Below are 15,483 nucleotides of genomic sequence, written 5' to 3' on the forward strand. Positions count from 1 at the left end.
GAGGTGTTTGTTCTGAGGTAACCGCGTTTGCCGGACCCGGCCGCTGTCCTAGTTCATCGAGCGCTCGGTCGTGTATCTCAGCAGGACCTTGAGTTCTTCGCTTCCCGCTTTTTTCAGCCACTCCCGTGCCAGCGTCTCGCCGATACGGTCCAGCGAGCGTCGCATGAACGGGTCGAGCTGTTGAATCGACACGCCGTTTGCCGACAGCTTGTTTTCGTATTCCTGGTCGCTTTCCCGGCTGGCCTGCCATCCTCGCTGCTCGGCGACCTTGGCCAGATCGAGCATCTTTTTCTGCGTTTCCGGGTCAAGGCGTTCGAAGGTGTCTTGGCGCATGAAGACCATGTTCTTTGGAATCCAGGCGTTAACGCGGTAATAGTTCTTCAGGCGGGACCATGCCTGTGTCTCCACGCCTGTCCAACTTGAAGTCAGCATCAGGTCGAGCTGGTCGTCGGCGATTGCTTTTTGCAGGTCGACGACCTGAATCGTGACCGGAACAGCACCCGTCAACTGCGAAAAGCGCTCGGTAGCGGGACTGTAGACCCGCATGCGGAGCCCCTTGAAGTCAGCCACGCTCTTGAGAGGACGTGAGGAATACAGGTTTTGCGGGGGCCAGGGCACCGCATAGAGAAGCTTGAGCCCGCGTGCAGCAAGTGCCTGCTCCACCGCGCTACGGGACGTTTCCCACATGCGCATCGCGTCCTGGTAGCCAGAGACGATGAAAGGGAGCGAATCAATTTCAAGCAGGGGGATTTCCCGGGCCAGCGAAGACATGATCGCTTCACCGCCTTCGGCCTTTCCGGCGCGCACGCCGGCAAAGATGTCGGTTGGTTTCAGGAGGCTCCCGCCCGGGTGCAGACGGATGGTAAGCCGGTTGGCGGTTGCCGCAGCCACATCGTCGGCGTAACGCTGCAGGTTTTGCGTCTGGAAGTTATTCGCTGGATAGGCAGTAGCAAACTTAAGCTCCAGCGCCCATGCCTGGCCGGAGAGGGCAACGACCACTGCGGCGGCAAATCGGATAACCAAACAGCGAATCACTGTACTCATGTCTCCCTCGGCTTGAACGGTTCATCGGTCGGCGCCGCTATGCGTGGTCGGCTGTGTTTTGACAGAGTCTAAGTTCTATTGCAAAACTTTGTCAACGAAATGTATACGTTTCGTTTAAATGAAGTTTAAAATATTCTGACGATGTGAGGGATTCGTCTCGCCGGGTGCAAGTTAGTCGCAGAGAACCTCGGGCCTGCGCGTCTCGCAAAGTGAAAAGGATGTCTCTCCCCCTCTGCGGAGGTTTGTACGCGACGTGTGTCTGCCGTCGCGTATTTTTTTGGCTTTTGAAATTTTTAGCTGACGAATGACGCGGTCGTCGACGACGGGGGAGCCCAAACAGCATCTGCCCGGTTCTGCCACTTTTCCTGGGTAATGTGGGTAATGGGCCTTACTTTCGTGCAGGGGGCAGCATCCGGCCCAGGACGGCGTCCCGCAGCACATAATGGTGATAAAGCGCCGCGGCAGCATGTCCTGCGGCAAGGATGACGATTGCCCATCCATTCCATTCATGGATCTCGCCGATCAAGTGATGCATAGGCTTCGAAAACGGTTCGAAAGGGGGAGGAATCAGCAATCCGAAGAAGCTCATCGATTCGTTCCCCGACCAGCGCAGGATGAATCCCAGCACCGCCTCTGCGGCCAGCATGCCATAGATCAGGTAGTGGACCGCCTTCGAAGCCAGTTCAATCCACCCTGTGGTGGCGGGCGCCACCGCGTGGCCGGGCGTCAGGCGCCATACGATCCGGATCGCGATGACGGCCGTCAAGATGATGCCCAGCGACATGTGGGCCACGATCATCAGGTGACGGGTCGGTCGCGGGAAAGCGCCCCACGTCACGGCCAGGATGAACTGGATGATGACCAGGAGCGCCGTCAGCCAATGCAGCGAAATCGAGAACGTGTCGTAATAGGTGCGATCGTCGCCGGCGGCAATGCGTGTCGCGCTTTGGACTGCAGGATGTCGTTCGGAGGGCATATCGATGTTCCGGGAGTAGCGTATGCCATTCGGGCATGCAAAATCCGTACCGCCGCCTTTTCCACGCGGAGACCGCCGATCCTTGGGCGTGCGAACTTTTTACCGCGCCGGCCTCCAAACCACTGGTGGACACTTGCTTTTTCGACGTGACAGGAAGGTGAATGAAGCATCACGAATCGCATAGCATCGCGCAAATCGGCTGGCTGCGTGCCGCCGTCCTGGGAGCCAACGATGGCATCGTATCGACGGCCAGCCTGATTCTCGGGGTGGCCGCGGCGCATGCCTCGCACCAGAGCCTGCTGCTGACCGGACTGGCGGGCCTGGCCGCCGGATCGATGTCCATGGCGACCGGTGAATATGTTTCGGTGTCATCGCAGGCGGACACCGAGAAGGCGGCGCTCGCGCAAGAGCAATCCGAACTGGAGAACGACTATCACGCGGAGCACCGCGAGCTCGCTGGCATCTACATGAACCGCGGCCTGGATCATCCGCTTGCCGCACAGGTCGCCAGCAAGCTCATGGCGCATGACGCGCTGGGTGCGCATGCGCGCGACGAGCTGGGAATCTCGGAGCTGTCCACGGCGCGCCCGCTGCAAGCCGCCGCGGCATCGGCCGCCAGCTTTGCGACCGGAGCGGCGCTGCCGCTGGCGGTGACCGCCATTGCCCCTGCGGCGCATGTCATGCCCGTCGTCGCGGGTACCGCGCTATTGTCGCTGGCCGGCCTGGGTGCACTGGCCGCCAAGGCCGGGGGCGCGGCGCTCTTGCCCGGCGCCCTGCGGGTGACGTTCTGGAGTGCGCTGGCGATGGGCATCACGGTTGCCGTGGGTACCCTGTTTGGTGCGGCTGTCTGAAGTAATGGCGGGAGTGGCGGTCAGCCACAAATGACGCGAGCCGAAAAGCGAGATCCTTGATCCGCGCATTTCGCTTCCCGCGCATAGGTTTGTACAGTCAGGGATCGATCACGGCAGCGCATGCATCCGTGGGCAGCGCCGCGACATGGCCAACCACCGGAACCATCTTGATCACCGCGCTGCCCACGCGACATGGCGCGGCAAGCACACCGCAACCGGAGAGCGTCGTCAGCACCAGCAAGCTGGCAAGTAAATGCTTTGTCATAATGGGAAGAGAATGTGACAAGTAAGGATATAGTGGGAACGAGACTGAAAGGACTTGGCCGCGGCGACTGCGCAAACCATTTGTCGTGTACGCCATTCTATGCAGAAACTGTGTCATCGGCCGGTGCCGTAACAAAAACTTTCCCCATTTGATGAAAAAGAAGCGCCGCACACTACTTACCGCGATTGCACTGACGGCCTTGAGTGCATGCCAGTCCACGCCACTGTCGATGAAGGAGCAGAAGCCGATGTATGGATTGATCGGGAAAATCAAGACTAAGCCTGGCCAGCGCGACGCCTTGGCTTCGATCCTCCTCGAGGCAACGCAGCAGATGCCCGGGTGCCTGAGCTACGTCATCGCGGTTGATCCCGGCGATGGCGATGCATTATGGATTACCGAGGTCTGGGACAGTGCGGAGAGCCACAAGGCCTCGCTCAGCCTGCCGGAAGTCAAGGCCGCGCTCATGGCGGGCAGGCCGCTTATCTCCGGCTTCGGTGAGCGATTCGAGACCCATCCGGTGGGCGGGTTCGGAACGCGGCTGACCCAGGCGCGCTGACGGCTTTGGGGAAGAACCGTCATCCCCGGGCGCGGGGATGACGCGGCGAGCATTTACTTCGTCGTGAAGTTGGTCAGCCATTGCAGGTTGGCGCCGAGCTCCCAGTTCGCGGTTCCGCCCTTCCAGCCTGCGTCCAGGGAATTCTGGCTGCCGAAGCAATCGCCGCTGCCGCGCATGTAGCAGTGATCGGCGGAGGCGTCCTGCACCTGGCTGTTCTTGACGATGAACCAGCCGCTGCCATTGCTGTTCGTGCAGCCGTACGACCCGGAGGCGCAGTTCAAGCCCGTCACGTTCTGCAGCGAGGTCTGCACCGCGGATTGCGTGCCGCCCGCGAAGTTGTCGCGCTCGCCATCGACCGCGCGCAGGCGGTCGCTCTGCAGGGTGCGGTTGCCGTTGGAGACGCAGGAAGACAGGTTGTAGGTCGAATACACGTTGCTCATGCCCATGCCATAGGCGGCCTGGACCCGCGCGTCGTAATTCTTGGACAGCAGGGCCAGCACCGATCCCTGGCTGAAGCCGGACACCACGATGCCCTTGCTGCAGTCGGCCTTGCTGCGGGAGCACAGGGCAGCGACGGCGCTGGTGGCGCTGTTTGCGTTGAAGACGCAGCTCGATTTCGCCGACAGCACGGAACAGGTGCCGAACTGCGACGTCGCGTAATCCACCGTCGCCGCGACATAGCCCTTGGCGGCCATGCCATTGACCGCCGCCATTGCCGCCGCGTTGTTGTAGGTTTCCGAGGTGCCGACCAGGTAGATGAAGACGGGATAGGTGCCGCTGGTGGAAGGCTCGGCTCCAGAGATGTTGTAGGTGCTGCCGCAGGAACCGCCGGCAATGCTCGCGCCGTTGTAGGTCGCGGCGAAGGACGTGGTCTGCGCCCCGGCCTCGTGCATCGTGGTCGCCAGCAGCAGGGCGGCGAGCGCAAGGCGCGGCCGGATGAAATCTTTGTTCATTTGCGTGTCTCCGTTATGAATGTCGTTATGCGCAACGAAAAGGAGCGCAGGGCTCCTTGGCAAGGCCGGGACCGGGTAGGTCCGTGGGAGGCGGCACGATGATGCCGCATGGTGATGCTGGCAAGACCCGAGGCGGGTACCCTCGTTGATGAGACAGTATAGGGCAAGTGTCTCAATGTCAAATGATGTATCTCATTTGCGCTGCGAGGCACGGACCTCGGCATTGCCTGCGTTCGCGGCCGTTTGTTTTCAGATTGGCAAGGCGCAGGGCCAGCTTGCGTCCGTGCGTGGCGTTCTACCGGCTTGAGGGCGGCGCCGGGTCCGGATGGCTTGCTCCGGGCTGGCCGGTCAACCTGAGCCAGGTGAAACCCAGCGTTCCCGCCGACAAGGACGCCAGCAGGATCGCCATCTTGGAGGCATCGATCACGGCGTTTGCCCCGACAAAAGCAAGGTTGGTGATGAAGATCGACATCGTGAAGCCGATGCCGCCCAAAAGTCCCGCGCCCAGGACATGTTTCCATCCCAGGTCGGGCGGAAGCCGGCAAATGCCGAGCGCCACCGCGACGAAGGCGAGCAGCGTGATGCCCAGCGGCTTTCCGGCGACCAGGCCCGCCAGGATGCCCAGGCTGTTGGTGCTGCCCAGCGCCTGCGCCCAGTCCGGGCTGATCGCGATGCCGGTATTGGCCAGCGCGAAAACGGGCAGGACCAGGAAGGCGGCCGGCTTGTGCAGGAAATGCTCCAGCTTGTGCGATGGCGACGCTTCATCGTCCTGCGTGGACGAATAGGGAATGGCAAAGGCCAGGAGCACGCCGGCAATGGTGGCATGCACGCCCGACTTGAGCATCAGGTACCACATCAGCGCGCCCCCGGCGAGGTAGGGAAGCAAGGCCATCACGCGGAGCAGCCGGTTCATGGCAAGCAGCATTCCGAACACGGCCAATGCCGCCAGCAGGTAGGGCGCCGACAATTCCGCGGTATAGAAGACCGCGATGACGATGATCGCGCCCAGGTCATCCATGACCGCCAGCGCCGTCAGGAAAACCTTCAGCGAGGCCGGCACGCGGTTCCCGAGCAACGCCAGAACGCCGAGCGCGAACGCGATGTCCGTGGCCATGGGGATGCCCATGCCTGGCTGGGTCGGCGTGCCGGCATTGAGGCTGAAGTGGATCAGCGCCGGAACCGCGATTCCTCCCGCCGCGGCAAAGATCGGCAGCAAGGCATTCCTGAGGTCGGACAATTCGCCGCTGTAGAGTTCGCGCTCGAGTTCGAGGCCGATGAACAGGAAGAAGATCGCCATCAAGCCGTCATTGACCCAGTGTTCGATGCTCATTCCACCGACTTGCCGGTGCCAGAAGTGAAGATACGAAGTGCCGAAGGCCGAATTGGCCAGGCCCGGCGAAACGAGGGTGCAGAGGATCAGGAGGATGCCGCCGGACTTCTCCGAATCGAAGAAGCGCTTGAAGGTCAGTGAGAGAGGGGTGTGGATGGCCGGCATGGTCTTTCCCATTGGAAAAGCAGCGTGGCGGCCCGACCATCGCTTTCCCTGCACACCCGGATTGGTGCGCACCCTGCTGCAAGTGTAAAGCCGATTTCGGACGCGCGCCTGATATGGCTCATCGTTCAATGCGCGATGACGCTTGGCCTTATTTTGCAACCAGTTGCATAAACAGCGAGGCCATGCCTATAATTTTGCAACTGGTTGCATAACGGGGTGCGGCATGTCTTGCTCGCTGCCTTTCTACCCGCCACGCGACCGCGTATGCGTGATGCCATGCGCATCGGCCCGGACCAAGGGTACGGCGTCACCGGCATCGCCACTTCAGGCAACCTGTCCAGGAGCACATGATGCAGCTTCCGAATCACCTCCATCCCGCCGTCGCCGAATCGCTCGCTACCTGGCATGACATGATCGCCGCGCGAGACTTGAGCCGGCTCGCCACCATCCTTCATCCGGACGCGATGTTCCGATCCCCGATGGCGATCAACCCCTACAAGTCCGCTGACGCGGTCACGCTCGCGCTGACGACCGTCATCACCATCTTCGAAGACTTCGCCTATCACCGGCAGTTTGTCGCCGATGGCGGGCTCGACGTCGTGCTCGAGTTCAGCGCCAGCGTCGGCGGCAAACTGCTCAAGGGGGCGGACTTCGTGCGCTTCGATGAAGAAGGAAAAATCCTTGACCTCGAAGTGATGATCCGCCCGCTCATCAGCCTGCAGATGCTGGGTGAAGAAATGGGCAAGCGCCTCGGTCACAAGCTTCCCGGCTACAAGGTCAAGCTCTGACGCGATGTCTCTCCCCCACGCGCTGTTGACCGCACTGATCGAACACCCCTGTTCCGGACTCGAGCTGGCCCGGCGCTTCGACCGCTCGATCGGCTATTTCTGGCACGCGACGCACCAGCAGATCTACCGCGAACTCGGCCGGCTGGAAGATGCCGGTTGGGTGGAGTCGCTTCCCGCCGAGTCGGGCCGCGGACGCAAGAAGGTCTATCGGGTGTTGCCCGCGGGCCGCAAGGAACTCAAGCGATGGACCGCCGAGAGCCAGGACCCGCGGCCGCTGCGCGATGAATTGATGCTGCGCCTGCGGGCGGAGGCGATCATCGGTCCGACCGCGGTGAAGGAAGACATCGAGCGGCGCCTCGCCATGCACCGCGAACGGCTCGCGCTCTATCGCAAGCTGGAAAAGCGGGACTTTGCCGACACCGCCCTGTCACGGGAAAAGGAACTGCAGCACCTGGTGCTGAGCGCGGGCATCATGCACGAAGAACTGTGGATAGAATGGTCTGAGAAGGCGCTTGCCGTGCTGCTCACGCCGAAGACGTAGTGCGCTGGGCCGCGCTTTCGCCGCCGGCCTGCTTGACCATGACCAATTCATCCGCTTCGACGGCGAACTCGGCGGCTTCGCTTGCCGTCCCGGTCTGAAAGCCGAGGCGATGCAGCAAGCCTGACGACCTGGTGTTCGCTGCCTTGAGCACCGCGGCGAATCGACTCACACCGTAATTGGATTGGAGTTCGTCGAGCATGGCCGACACCGCGCCGCTGCCGATGCCCTTGCGCCAATGGCGGCTTGCAAGTTCGTATGCGATCAACGCTTTTCCCGAGGCCAGCAAGGTCGCCTGCACATAGCCCGCCAGCTCTCCATCAGGCAGGCGCAGCACCCAGTTGAGCCAGGTCTGCGATCCATCCGGGGAAGTGCGGCGCTCCAGCCGTGCGTAGCGCTCGGCGAGCCAGGATGCCGATGGCGGGGCCTGGTTCTCGAACTCATAGATGGCTTCATCGCTGAGAACGCGGAACATTTCCTCGGCATGCGTAACGTTGAGCGGCTCGAGCGTACAGCACGACGCAGCGATGGTTCTCATGACAGCCATTCGGCAATTCCATTGAGGTTTGAAAAAATGGCCGCGACAAGGCCGGCTTCCGCAACGCGCTCGACACGCAAGTCCTGGATGTATTCGATGAGCGTCTTGCCAAGGACCTCGTGCAGGCGGCGCGCCAGTGCGCGCTTGCAATATGCCCGCATGGACCCCGGGTGTAAAGTCCAGTCTCCCAACGCCACGGGCCGCAAATCAGTCCTGCCCGGGTCGACGCGCCACGCTGCATCGGTTCCGGCCTTACAATCGAATGATGAACAAAATGGAAAACGATGGCGACAAGACTGGAACCACCGCCCGCTCGGCCACGCGCGAGACGGTGGTCTCAGCCGCGAGAAACCACCTCATCGCCGGGCGCAAGCTCGACATGGTGGCGCTCGCCGCCGAACTCGGCGTAGGGCGCGCGACGCTTTACCGCTGGACCGGCGGCCGCGAGATCCTGATGCGGGAGGTGCTGGAATCGTTCCTGTATGAATCCTTCGCCCGCCTGGACCGCCACGCCGCGCGCCGGCAACTGCAAGGGAAAGAACGCATCGCGTATGAGTTCGAGGAGATGATGCGCCTGCTCGTCGCGTCGCAGCCCGTGCGGGCGTTGCTCAAGAACGAACCCGACGTCGGGCTGCGCCTCTTGACCGACAGCAGCGAAGGCGGGTTGCAGGGCACGAGCATTGCGCGCCTCGTGCGCATCCTCGACGAAGAAAAGGCAGCCGGCCGCTACAAGCCGCGGATCGCGCCGCGCCTGCTCGCGCTGGCCGCGGTGCGGCTGGTCGACAGCTACGTGTACGGCAACATCATCGCCGGGATCCCGATCGACATGAATGTAGCGAACCAGGTTCTGCATGGCTTGTTGTAGGTGGATGCAGCGTCGGCTGTCTGAGCCGCAGGCGAGTTTCCACGCTTCCCGCCTGCGCGGGAATGACGGAGCGCCGCAGGGATAAAGTCGCGCTGCAGTGATCCCCACCCCCCTCAAACCGTAGCAACCGGCGTAACCGGCGACCCCACCGCCCCAGGCAACCGCAAGGGCGGCGCCGTCAGCATGAACCGGCTCCGCCCATGCGCATGTAACCACTCCGCAAGCTCCCGCAAATACCACAGTTCGCCAAGCGGAATCCCCAGCTTGAACAGGCAATGATGGTGCAAAGGCAGAATGGACTTGCGCCCCTGCTGCTCCGGCGCGGGATACGCCTCCACCGCGTAGTTGTCGGCGCAGAGCGCGGCAATGCCCGACGCCGTGATCCAGTCGAGCAAACGCCCGTCGCGGCCGTTGAGGACGCTGCAGGCATGGTGCAGGACCTGCGGATCGGGCCGCCCGCCCATGCGCAGCACCGCTTCGGCAAACCCGGTCCGCAGCACGAGCACGTCGCCGGGTTCCACCTGCACGTTATCCGCCCGCATCACCGCCTGCAGTTCGTCGAGACCGATGAGCTTGCGTTCCTCGCCGAAGTGCCGCGCGAGATCGACCAGCACACCGCGCCCCTGCATGCCGTGCACCGCCATGTTCTCGATGCCGAGCGCCTCTGCCGAGGACACGTGCGGCCCGTCGCAGCCGCACGCGCTTTCCTCGCCCTGCAGGCCGTATTGCGTCGGGCCCTTGATGTCGTGTCCGGCGCGGTAGCCGTTGTAGTAGACGATCTCTTCTTCGCCATCGCCGTCGGCATCGAAGGCGGCGCCGACATGCGCGAGCGAATCCCATTGCGTAGAGTATTGCAGCGTGATGCGCACCTGGTCGTCCGAGACCACGTCGACGCTGTCCTTGTCGATGCGCGCCATCGGGAAGTTCAGCATGGCACGGCCGTCATCGCGATAGGTCGGTTCGAGGCGCGGCGGATGGCGGCGCGGATTCAGGGCATTTCCGCCCGGCAGGTCCAGGGGCAGGGACAGGCAGAAGCTGCGTCCTTCGCGAACCTCGGCAGCCCCCTTGAGCACCTGTTCGCGTCCGATCAGATTGACCCGGCCAAGCTGGTCATCGGGCCCGAAGTCGCCCCAGTTCGCCCCCGGGGGACGGTTCTTCCAACGCATGATGGTGTCTCCTTGTTCGTGTTCTTGTCCTGCGGTCAACGCTAGCGGAAGGCGCGTCTTTCGTCAATGCGTCCGGAACTCGATTTTGCGATGCAGAACAGACGGCAACCTGAGGTGGATCATGCCCATGCCATGCCTGTCCCGGCAGCTTGGGTGCGAGCCTGAATAAACCCGCCGGCCATGCCTTGATGTAAGACATTTGCCAATCCGAATGCGACCCATGCGCCGAGCGGCTTGGGGTAGTCTTGACTGCAAATTATCCAGAAGAAAAAGCGTCGCTGCTTCCGTCTTCGCGTTGTTGCGCATGTCCGTGCCTCCAGGCTTGGAGGGACCGGCCGGACCGCATGATGCGCAAGGACGTTCGACACGCGAACGCACGGGGAAGTCGCGGTTCAGCATCGCGAATCAGAGGGAATGGCAATGTCTAAAAGCAAGAGTCCGCTTGTTGTCACGCTCGTCTCGACCATCATCGCGGGATGCGGCGGCGGTGGCGGCGCCGATCATGCCGACGCGGCAGCGGGCGGTTCGACCGGCGTGGCCGCGTCGTCGACCGGCAACCTTCAGACCGGATCCGGATTGACGCCGACCGCATTGCCAATCGCAGCTCCAACCGCAGCTCCAACCGCAGCTCCGGCATCAGCCCCCGCACCAGTACCGACGCTCGCGCCAGCACCGAGCACCACACCCGCACCATCACCGGCACCAAGCCCCGCACCGGCGCCTGTGCCCGTGCCATCACCAACTCCTGCGCCCGCGCCGGCACCAGCACCCGCGCCAGCTCCCGAACCGGCACTCAACGAGGCCTGCTTCTACCAGCAAGCCAACTACGCGGGCAGCGCATGGTGCACCTCGTCCCGCGAAGGCACGATCCCGGCCAACATCGTAGGCACCATCTCATCGGTCAGAATTCCTGCAGGCGGCCAGGTGACGCTCTACCAGGATGCCCAATATGGCGGCAACCTGGTTCAGCTGCGCGCAAGCGCGCCCGACCTGACAGCCTACAGCTTCGACAACCTGACGTCCTCGTTCCGCACGCTGCCGCCCCAACCGACGGGAACGCAGGCGATCCTGTTCATTGGCAACAGCTTCACGTCTGGCACCGCCGCGCCGATCAAGGACTATAACGCGGCCAGCGTCGTGGACCTGAACGGCTCGGGCGTGGGCGGGATCCCGGGCATCTTCCAGCAGCTGGCGTCGGAAGCCAGCCTGCGCTACGGCGCGTACATCGAGGCCGTGGACAGCCAGACGCTGAAATACCATTACCAGAACAAGCTGCCGCAGATCGGCAGCAGGAAATGGGACGTGGTGGTCATGCAGGAACACAGCCTGATCGACCCCCAGCAACCCGGCAATGCATCGAACCTCATCGCCTATTCCAGGCTGCTGGAGCAGGTCGTTCACGGCGCGAACGCCGGCGCGCGCGTCATGCTGATGGAAACCTGGGCACGTGCCGACCAGGTTTACAACACGCCGGGCGGACTATGGAACGGGCGCGGCGTCGAGCAGATGGAAGGCGACTTGCGCAATGCCTACAACGCGGCCCGCGCCCAGGATCCGGGCATCGTCGACGTGGTCCAGGTGGGGCAAGCCGCCCTGCTCGCCGTCCAGCTCGGCGTGGCCGACCGCAATCCATACGACGGCATCGATGCGGGCAAGCTCAACTTCTGGAACAGCGACGGCTACCACATGAGCGTGTGGGGAGGTTACCTGGAAGCCTTGGTGCTGTTCGGCCGCATCACCGGCCTCGATCCGCGCGCGCTCGGGAACGGCTCCAAGGCAGGCCGTGACCTGGGTTTGTCGGGTTCGCAGATCCAGGCCGCGCAGGAAATCGCTTACCGCCAGGCCTTCCTCAACCCCTGAGCCGCGGATTGGCTGTGCTCGCGCGGCCTTGCCATCGTCGGTCATTTCCACTTCGCAAGCTATACTCCAATCATGCGGGCGCCTCGCCGGGCGCCCGCCAAACCTGCAAAACGGAGAAGTTGCGATGGAAAAATCGATGGCCAACAAGCGCGAAGTCCTGCTGCGCTTCCTTGCCGAGCCCACTGACGTGAACTTCGGCGGCAAGGTGCACGGCGGCGCGGTCATGAAATGGATCGACCAGGCCGGCTATGCCTGCGCGGTCGGCTGGAGCGGTTACTACTGCGTGACCGTCTACGTCGGCGGCATACGCTTCTACAAGCCCATCTTCATCGGACAACTGGTGGAGGTGAAGTCGACGGTCGTGCACACCGGGACGTCCAGCATGCACATCGCCGTGGAAGTGTCCGCGACCGACCCGCGGACGGGAACGCAAAAGCTGACGACGCGGTGCCTGATCGTCTTCGTGGCCGTCGACGACGGCGGAGACACGGTCCCGGTGCCGCGCTGGACGCCTGAAACCGAGCTCGACAAGCGCCTCGAACAATATGCGATCCACATGGCGAAGGCCCGCAAGGAAGAGGAAGCGGAGTTGCAGGCGATTCCGCTGTAATCACCTGGCCGCGAGCAGGACGAAGGCGGTTTTCAATGCCGCTCCCTCTTCAAACCGCATCCAGCGCTGGACGCCCCATCGCTTCCGTCAGCTGCCGCAATCCGACCGGCTTGATCAGATGGTGCGCGAACCCCGCCGCCATCGACTGGGCCTTGTCATGCGACTGCCCGTACCCGGTCACCGCAATGAAGACCGCATCGGCAAACCGGGCATTCGCGCGCAGCTGCTGCGCAAGCTCGTAACCCGTCATGCCGGGCAGGCCGATGTCGAGGACGAAGCAATTGAACTCGCGGGCCGCGGCCAGCGCCAGCGCTTGCTGCGGATCGTTTGCCACCGTGATCGCATGGCCGGCCGATTCGAGCAGGCCGGCCATCGCCAGCGCCGCGTCCTGGTTGTCGTCGACCAGCAGGACACGCAGCGGATGATCCGTGCGGTGAACACGCATGCGTCCGCTGTCGAGGGGAATCGACAGGTTCAGCGGCACGACGGGCAATGACACCAGGAAGGTGCTTCCCTGGTCGATGCCGCGGCTGCGCGCTTCCGCTTTTCCGCCATGCATCTCGACGATGCTCTTGACCAGGGCGAGCCCCAGGCCGAGGCCGCCCTGGGCGCGGTCCGGCGTGCGCTTGCCTTGCACGAAGAGTTCGAACACATGCGGCAGCAGGTCGTCGGCGATGCCGGTGCCGTTGTCTTCCACCGCGATGTCGACGCGGCCGCCGTCCACATCCATGGACAGGCTGATCTGCCCACCCTGCGGCGTGTATTTGGCGGCATTCGACAGCAAATTGCTGATCACCTGGATCAGGCGCGTGCGGTCGCCATGCACGCCTGCGTGGGCGGCGCCGATGCGCAGCGTCAGGGCATGGCCGCGCGCCTCGATCAGGGGCCGCACCTGCTCGACGGCGCTGGCAACCACGTTCTTCAGGTCCACCTCGTCGCGCTCCAGGTCGACCAGGCCGCGGGTGACCCGCGAAACGTCGAGCAGGTCGTTCACCAGCGCCGTCATGTGATCGACCTGCCGCGCGATCATGTCGCTGTACTGCCTGACGCGCACCGGGTCGCTCGGCGCCGCGCGGAGGATGTCCGCTGCGGCGCTGATCGGGGCAAGCGGATTGCGCAGCTCGTGCGCCAGCATCGCGAGGAATTCATCCTTCCGGCGATGCGAGGCCTGCAACGCTTCTTCCGCCTGCTTGCTTTCATGGATGTCGGTGTCGGTGCCCATCCACTTCAGGATGGTGCCGGCGTCGTCGAGGATGGGCACGCCGCGCGCCAGGATCCAGCGGTATTCACCGGAATGGTGGCGCAGCCGGTAGGTGGTTTCGTACCATTCCCCCGTCGCCACGCAATGTTGCCAGAGCGTTTGCGCGGCATCGTGGTCCTCGGGATGCAGGCGCCGCGCCCAGATGTTCGCGTCCGGGGCGGCGGCCGTCTCGCCGGTGAAGTCGTAGAAGCGCTCGTTGTGATAGTCCACCATGCCATCCGGACTGGCGGTCCATACCATCTGCGGCATGGCATTGGTGATCGTGCGGAACTTGCGCTCGCTTTCGCGCAACGCGGCTTCCACGCGCAATTGATCGGTCATGTCCATCTGGGCCACGACCGCGCCCAGGATGCTGCCGTCGGTGTCGCGCACGGGCGTGGCCCGCAGCAGCACGGTGCGGCGGGTGCGGGCCTTGTCGAAGCGCTCGATCTCGATCAGGTCGCCGCGCACATCCTCGCCTTTCAGGGCGCGCGCCAGTCCCCATTCTTCCGGTTGCAACAGCTTGCCATGCCGGTCCAATCCATCGACCCACCTTGCCGTCCACCTCTGGTAGTCGCTGACGCCCTCGGCCTCGGGCATGCCGCCCCATAGCCGGCGGTTTTCGGCATTGATGCGGAACAGCCTGCCGTTGTTGTCCGCGTAGCCGATGCCTACCGGGACGGCTTCGAGCAGCGCATCGAGATGGCGCTTTTCCTGTTCCGCCCGGCGCGCCGCCTCGAGGGCGCGCTGCTCGCTCATGCGCAGCTCTTCCTCGAACTGCTTGCGTTCGGTGACGTCGCGCGTCGTGCCGGCGACCGCCTCGACCTCGCCGTCCGGCCCGAACACGGGAACGAAGATGTAATCGTAGATGCGGCGTCCGAACGTTCCGTTGAAAGGCACCTCGCCCCGGATCGGGCGCTTGGTGGCCTTGACTTGCTCGATCTCGCGGTCGTGCATTTCCGCGTGCCAGGGTTCGTATCCCAGCTCCAGGCAATTCTTGCCGATCGCCTCGTCCCAGGTACGGCCCCACATCTGCAGCAGGACGCGGTTGGCGTAGGTGAAACGGTGATTCAGGTCGAACACGTAGACGAGGTCCGGCGTGGCGGCGAGGATGGTTTCGTAGAGACGCTTGCGCCGTTCGGACTCGGCGGCGACGGCGAGCAATTCCTGGCGTGCCGCTTCGTCGCGCCGCTGCTCTTCGTCGCCGCGCAGGTGGCGGTCGATCACGATGGCGGCAAGGTCGGCGAAATAGCGGATCTCTTCCTCGACTTCCTTGCCTGGGAGCGAAGTCGCGGCATGGTAGAAGGCCAGCGTGCCGACGATGCGGCCGTCAGGCGCATTCAAGGGAAAGGACCAGCAGGAACGGATGTCATGCGCGCGTGCAAGGTCGCGGTACGGCGCCAGCCGCGGTTCGGCAAGGACGTCCTCCACCAGGACGACTTCTCGGAGGCTGGCGGCACGGCCGCATGAAGCCTCACCCTCGCCGATCGCCAGCCGCTGCACCGCCGCCATGAACGCCGGCGCAAGACCGGCCGATGCTGCCAGCCTCAGGAATTGTTGCGCCGGGTCGACGACGTACAGCGAAGTCCGGCTGTCTTCACCGATCAGGCGCCGGCAGGCTTGCAGCAAGCTGTCCGCCAGCTCGCCGAAGGGCGCGCCGCGCACCGACAAGGCAAGGACATCCTTGATGGCAGCGAGATTCGGCCTGCCGCTGTTTCGTTCGTTGGAAATTTCCATC

15 protein-coding genes are annotated in these 15,483 nt (G+C 63.5%); 7 read left to right on the top strand and 8 right to left on the bottom strand.

What is annotated here, in order from left to right:
- Positions 1 to 48 precede the first annotated feature (48 nt).
- Together G3574_RS13715 and G3574_RS13720 are read right to left on the bottom strand one after the other, a co-directional pair.
- Positions 49 to 1,044, bottom strand: a complete 996-nt coding sequence (locus tag G3574_RS13715) for a TRAP transporter substrate-binding protein (protein WP_163964063.1) — start codon at positions 1,042 to 1,044, stop codon at positions 49 to 51.
- 388 nt (positions 1,045 to 1,432) lie between these two features.
- Positions 1,433 to 2,020, bottom strand: coding sequence for a cytochrome b (locus tag G3574_RS13720; protein ID WP_163964065.1), 588 nt, complete (start codon positions 2,018 to 2,020; stop codon positions 1,433 to 1,435).
- A gap of 161 nt (positions 2,021 to 2,181) precedes the next feature.
- Between G3574_RS13720 and G3574_RS13725 the strand changes: the two genes are divergently transcribed.
- On the top strand, positions 2,182 to 2,871 hold the full coding sequence (locus G3574_RS13725) for a VIT1/CCC1 transporter family protein (RefSeq protein ID WP_163964067.1): 690 nt from the start codon (positions 2,182 to 2,184) through the stop codon (positions 2,869 to 2,871).
- 97 nt (positions 2,872 to 2,968) lie between these two features.
- Here the strand turns inward: G3574_RS13725 and G3574_RS28815 are convergent, their stop codons facing one another.
- Complete coding sequence (locus G3574_RS28815) at positions 2,969 to 3,136, bottom strand: DUF6726 family protein (RefSeq protein ID WP_328804787.1); 168 nt, start codon at positions 3,134 to 3,136, stop codon at positions 2,969 to 2,971.
- A gap of 298 nt (positions 3,137 to 3,434) precedes the next feature.
- On the opposite strand from G3574_RS28815, the gene G3574_RS13735 reads away from it, so the two are divergent.
- A complete protein-coding gene (locus G3574_RS13735) occupies positions 3,435 to 3,692 on the top strand; it encodes a putative quinol monooxygenase (RefSeq protein ID WP_235953420.1) in 258 nt (85 codons plus the stop codon).
- Positions 3,693 to 3,745: 53 nt separating this feature from the next.
- Here the strand turns inward: G3574_RS13735 and G3574_RS13740 are convergent, their stop codons facing one another.
- Both G3574_RS13740 and nhaA read right to left on the bottom strand, forming a co-directional pair.
- Entirely contained in the window at positions 3,746 to 4,645 is a 900-nt protein-coding gene (locus G3574_RS13740) for a hypothetical protein (RefSeq protein ID WP_163964070.1), read from the bottom strand.
- 295 nt (positions 4,646 to 4,940) lie between these two features.
- Positions 4,941 to 6,140, bottom strand: coding sequence for a Na+/H+ antiporter NhaA (gene nhaA, locus G3574_RS13745; protein WP_163964073.1), 1,200 nt, complete (start codon positions 6,138 to 6,140; stop codon positions 4,941 to 4,943).
- A 347-nt stretch (positions 6,141 to 6,487) separates the two neighbouring features.
- On the opposite strand from nhaA, the gene G3574_RS13750 reads away from it, so the two are divergent.
- A complete protein-coding gene (locus tag G3574_RS13750; RefSeq protein WP_163964075.1) occupies positions 6,488 to 6,928 on the top strand; it encodes a nuclear transport factor 2 family protein in 441 nt (146 codons plus the stop codon).
- Positions 6,929 to 6,932: 4 nt separating this feature from the next.
- A complete protein-coding gene (locus tag G3574_RS13755) occupies positions 6,933 to 7,469 on the top strand; it encodes a PadR family transcriptional regulator (RefSeq protein WP_163964077.1) in 537 nt (178 codons plus the stop codon).
- On the opposite strand, the gene G3574_RS13760 is transcribed toward G3574_RS13755, so the two are convergent.
- Entirely contained in the window at positions 7,453 to 8,004 is a 552-nt protein-coding gene (locus G3574_RS13760; RefSeq protein ID WP_163964079.1) for a GNAT family N-acetyltransferase, read from the bottom strand. The genes G3574_RS13755 and G3574_RS13760 overlap by 17 nt on opposite strands.
- 274 nt (positions 8,005 to 8,278) lie before the next feature.
- On the opposite strand from G3574_RS13760, the gene G3574_RS13765 reads away from it, so the two are divergent.
- Positions 8,279 to 8,869, top strand: coding sequence for a QsdR family transcriptional regulator (locus G3574_RS13765; RefSeq protein ID WP_163964082.1), 591 nt, complete (start codon positions 8,279 to 8,281; stop codon positions 8,867 to 8,869).
- Between the two features lie 113 nt (positions 8,870 to 8,982).
- Here G3574_RS13765 and G3574_RS13770 read toward each other — a convergent pair whose 3' ends face one another.
- The gene (locus G3574_RS13770) at positions 8,983 to 10,035 is read right to left on the bottom strand and encodes a cyclase family protein (protein ID WP_163964084.1); all 1,053 of its coding nucleotides are present in this window, start codon (positions 10,033 to 10,035) and stop codon (positions 8,983 to 8,985) included.
- A 420-nt stretch (positions 10,036 to 10,455) separates the two neighbouring features.
- On the opposite strand from G3574_RS13770, the gene G3574_RS13775 reads away from it, so the two are divergent.
- The gene (locus G3574_RS13775) at positions 10,456 to 11,895 is read left to right on the top strand and encodes a peptidase inhibitor family I36 protein (RefSeq protein WP_163964086.1); all 1,440 of its coding nucleotides are present in this window, start codon (positions 10,456 to 10,458) and stop codon (positions 11,893 to 11,895) included.
- A 124-nt stretch (positions 11,896 to 12,019) separates the two neighbouring features.
- Positions 12,020 to 12,505 (top strand): acyl-CoA thioesterase, encoded by a 486-nt coding sequence (locus tag G3574_RS13780; RefSeq protein WP_163964088.1) that lies wholly within the window; start codon positions 12,020 to 12,022, stop codon positions 12,503 to 12,505.
- A 49-nt stretch (positions 12,506 to 12,554) separates the two neighbouring features.
- On the opposite strand, the gene G3574_RS13785 is transcribed toward G3574_RS13780, so the two are convergent.
- The gene (locus tag G3574_RS13785; RefSeq protein ID WP_163964091.1) at positions 12,555 to 15,482 is read right to left on the bottom strand and encodes a PAS domain S-box protein; all 2,928 of its coding nucleotides are present in this window, start codon (positions 15,480 to 15,482) and stop codon (positions 12,555 to 12,557) included.
- Position 15,483: the final 1 nt, after the last annotated feature.

Origin of the sequence: Noviherbaspirillum galbum (assembly GCF_010974945.1) — a bacterium.
GTDB classification, from domain to species: domain Bacteria; phylum Pseudomonadota; class Gammaproteobacteria; order Burkholderiales; family Burkholderiaceae_D; genus Noviherbaspirillum; species Noviherbaspirillum galbum.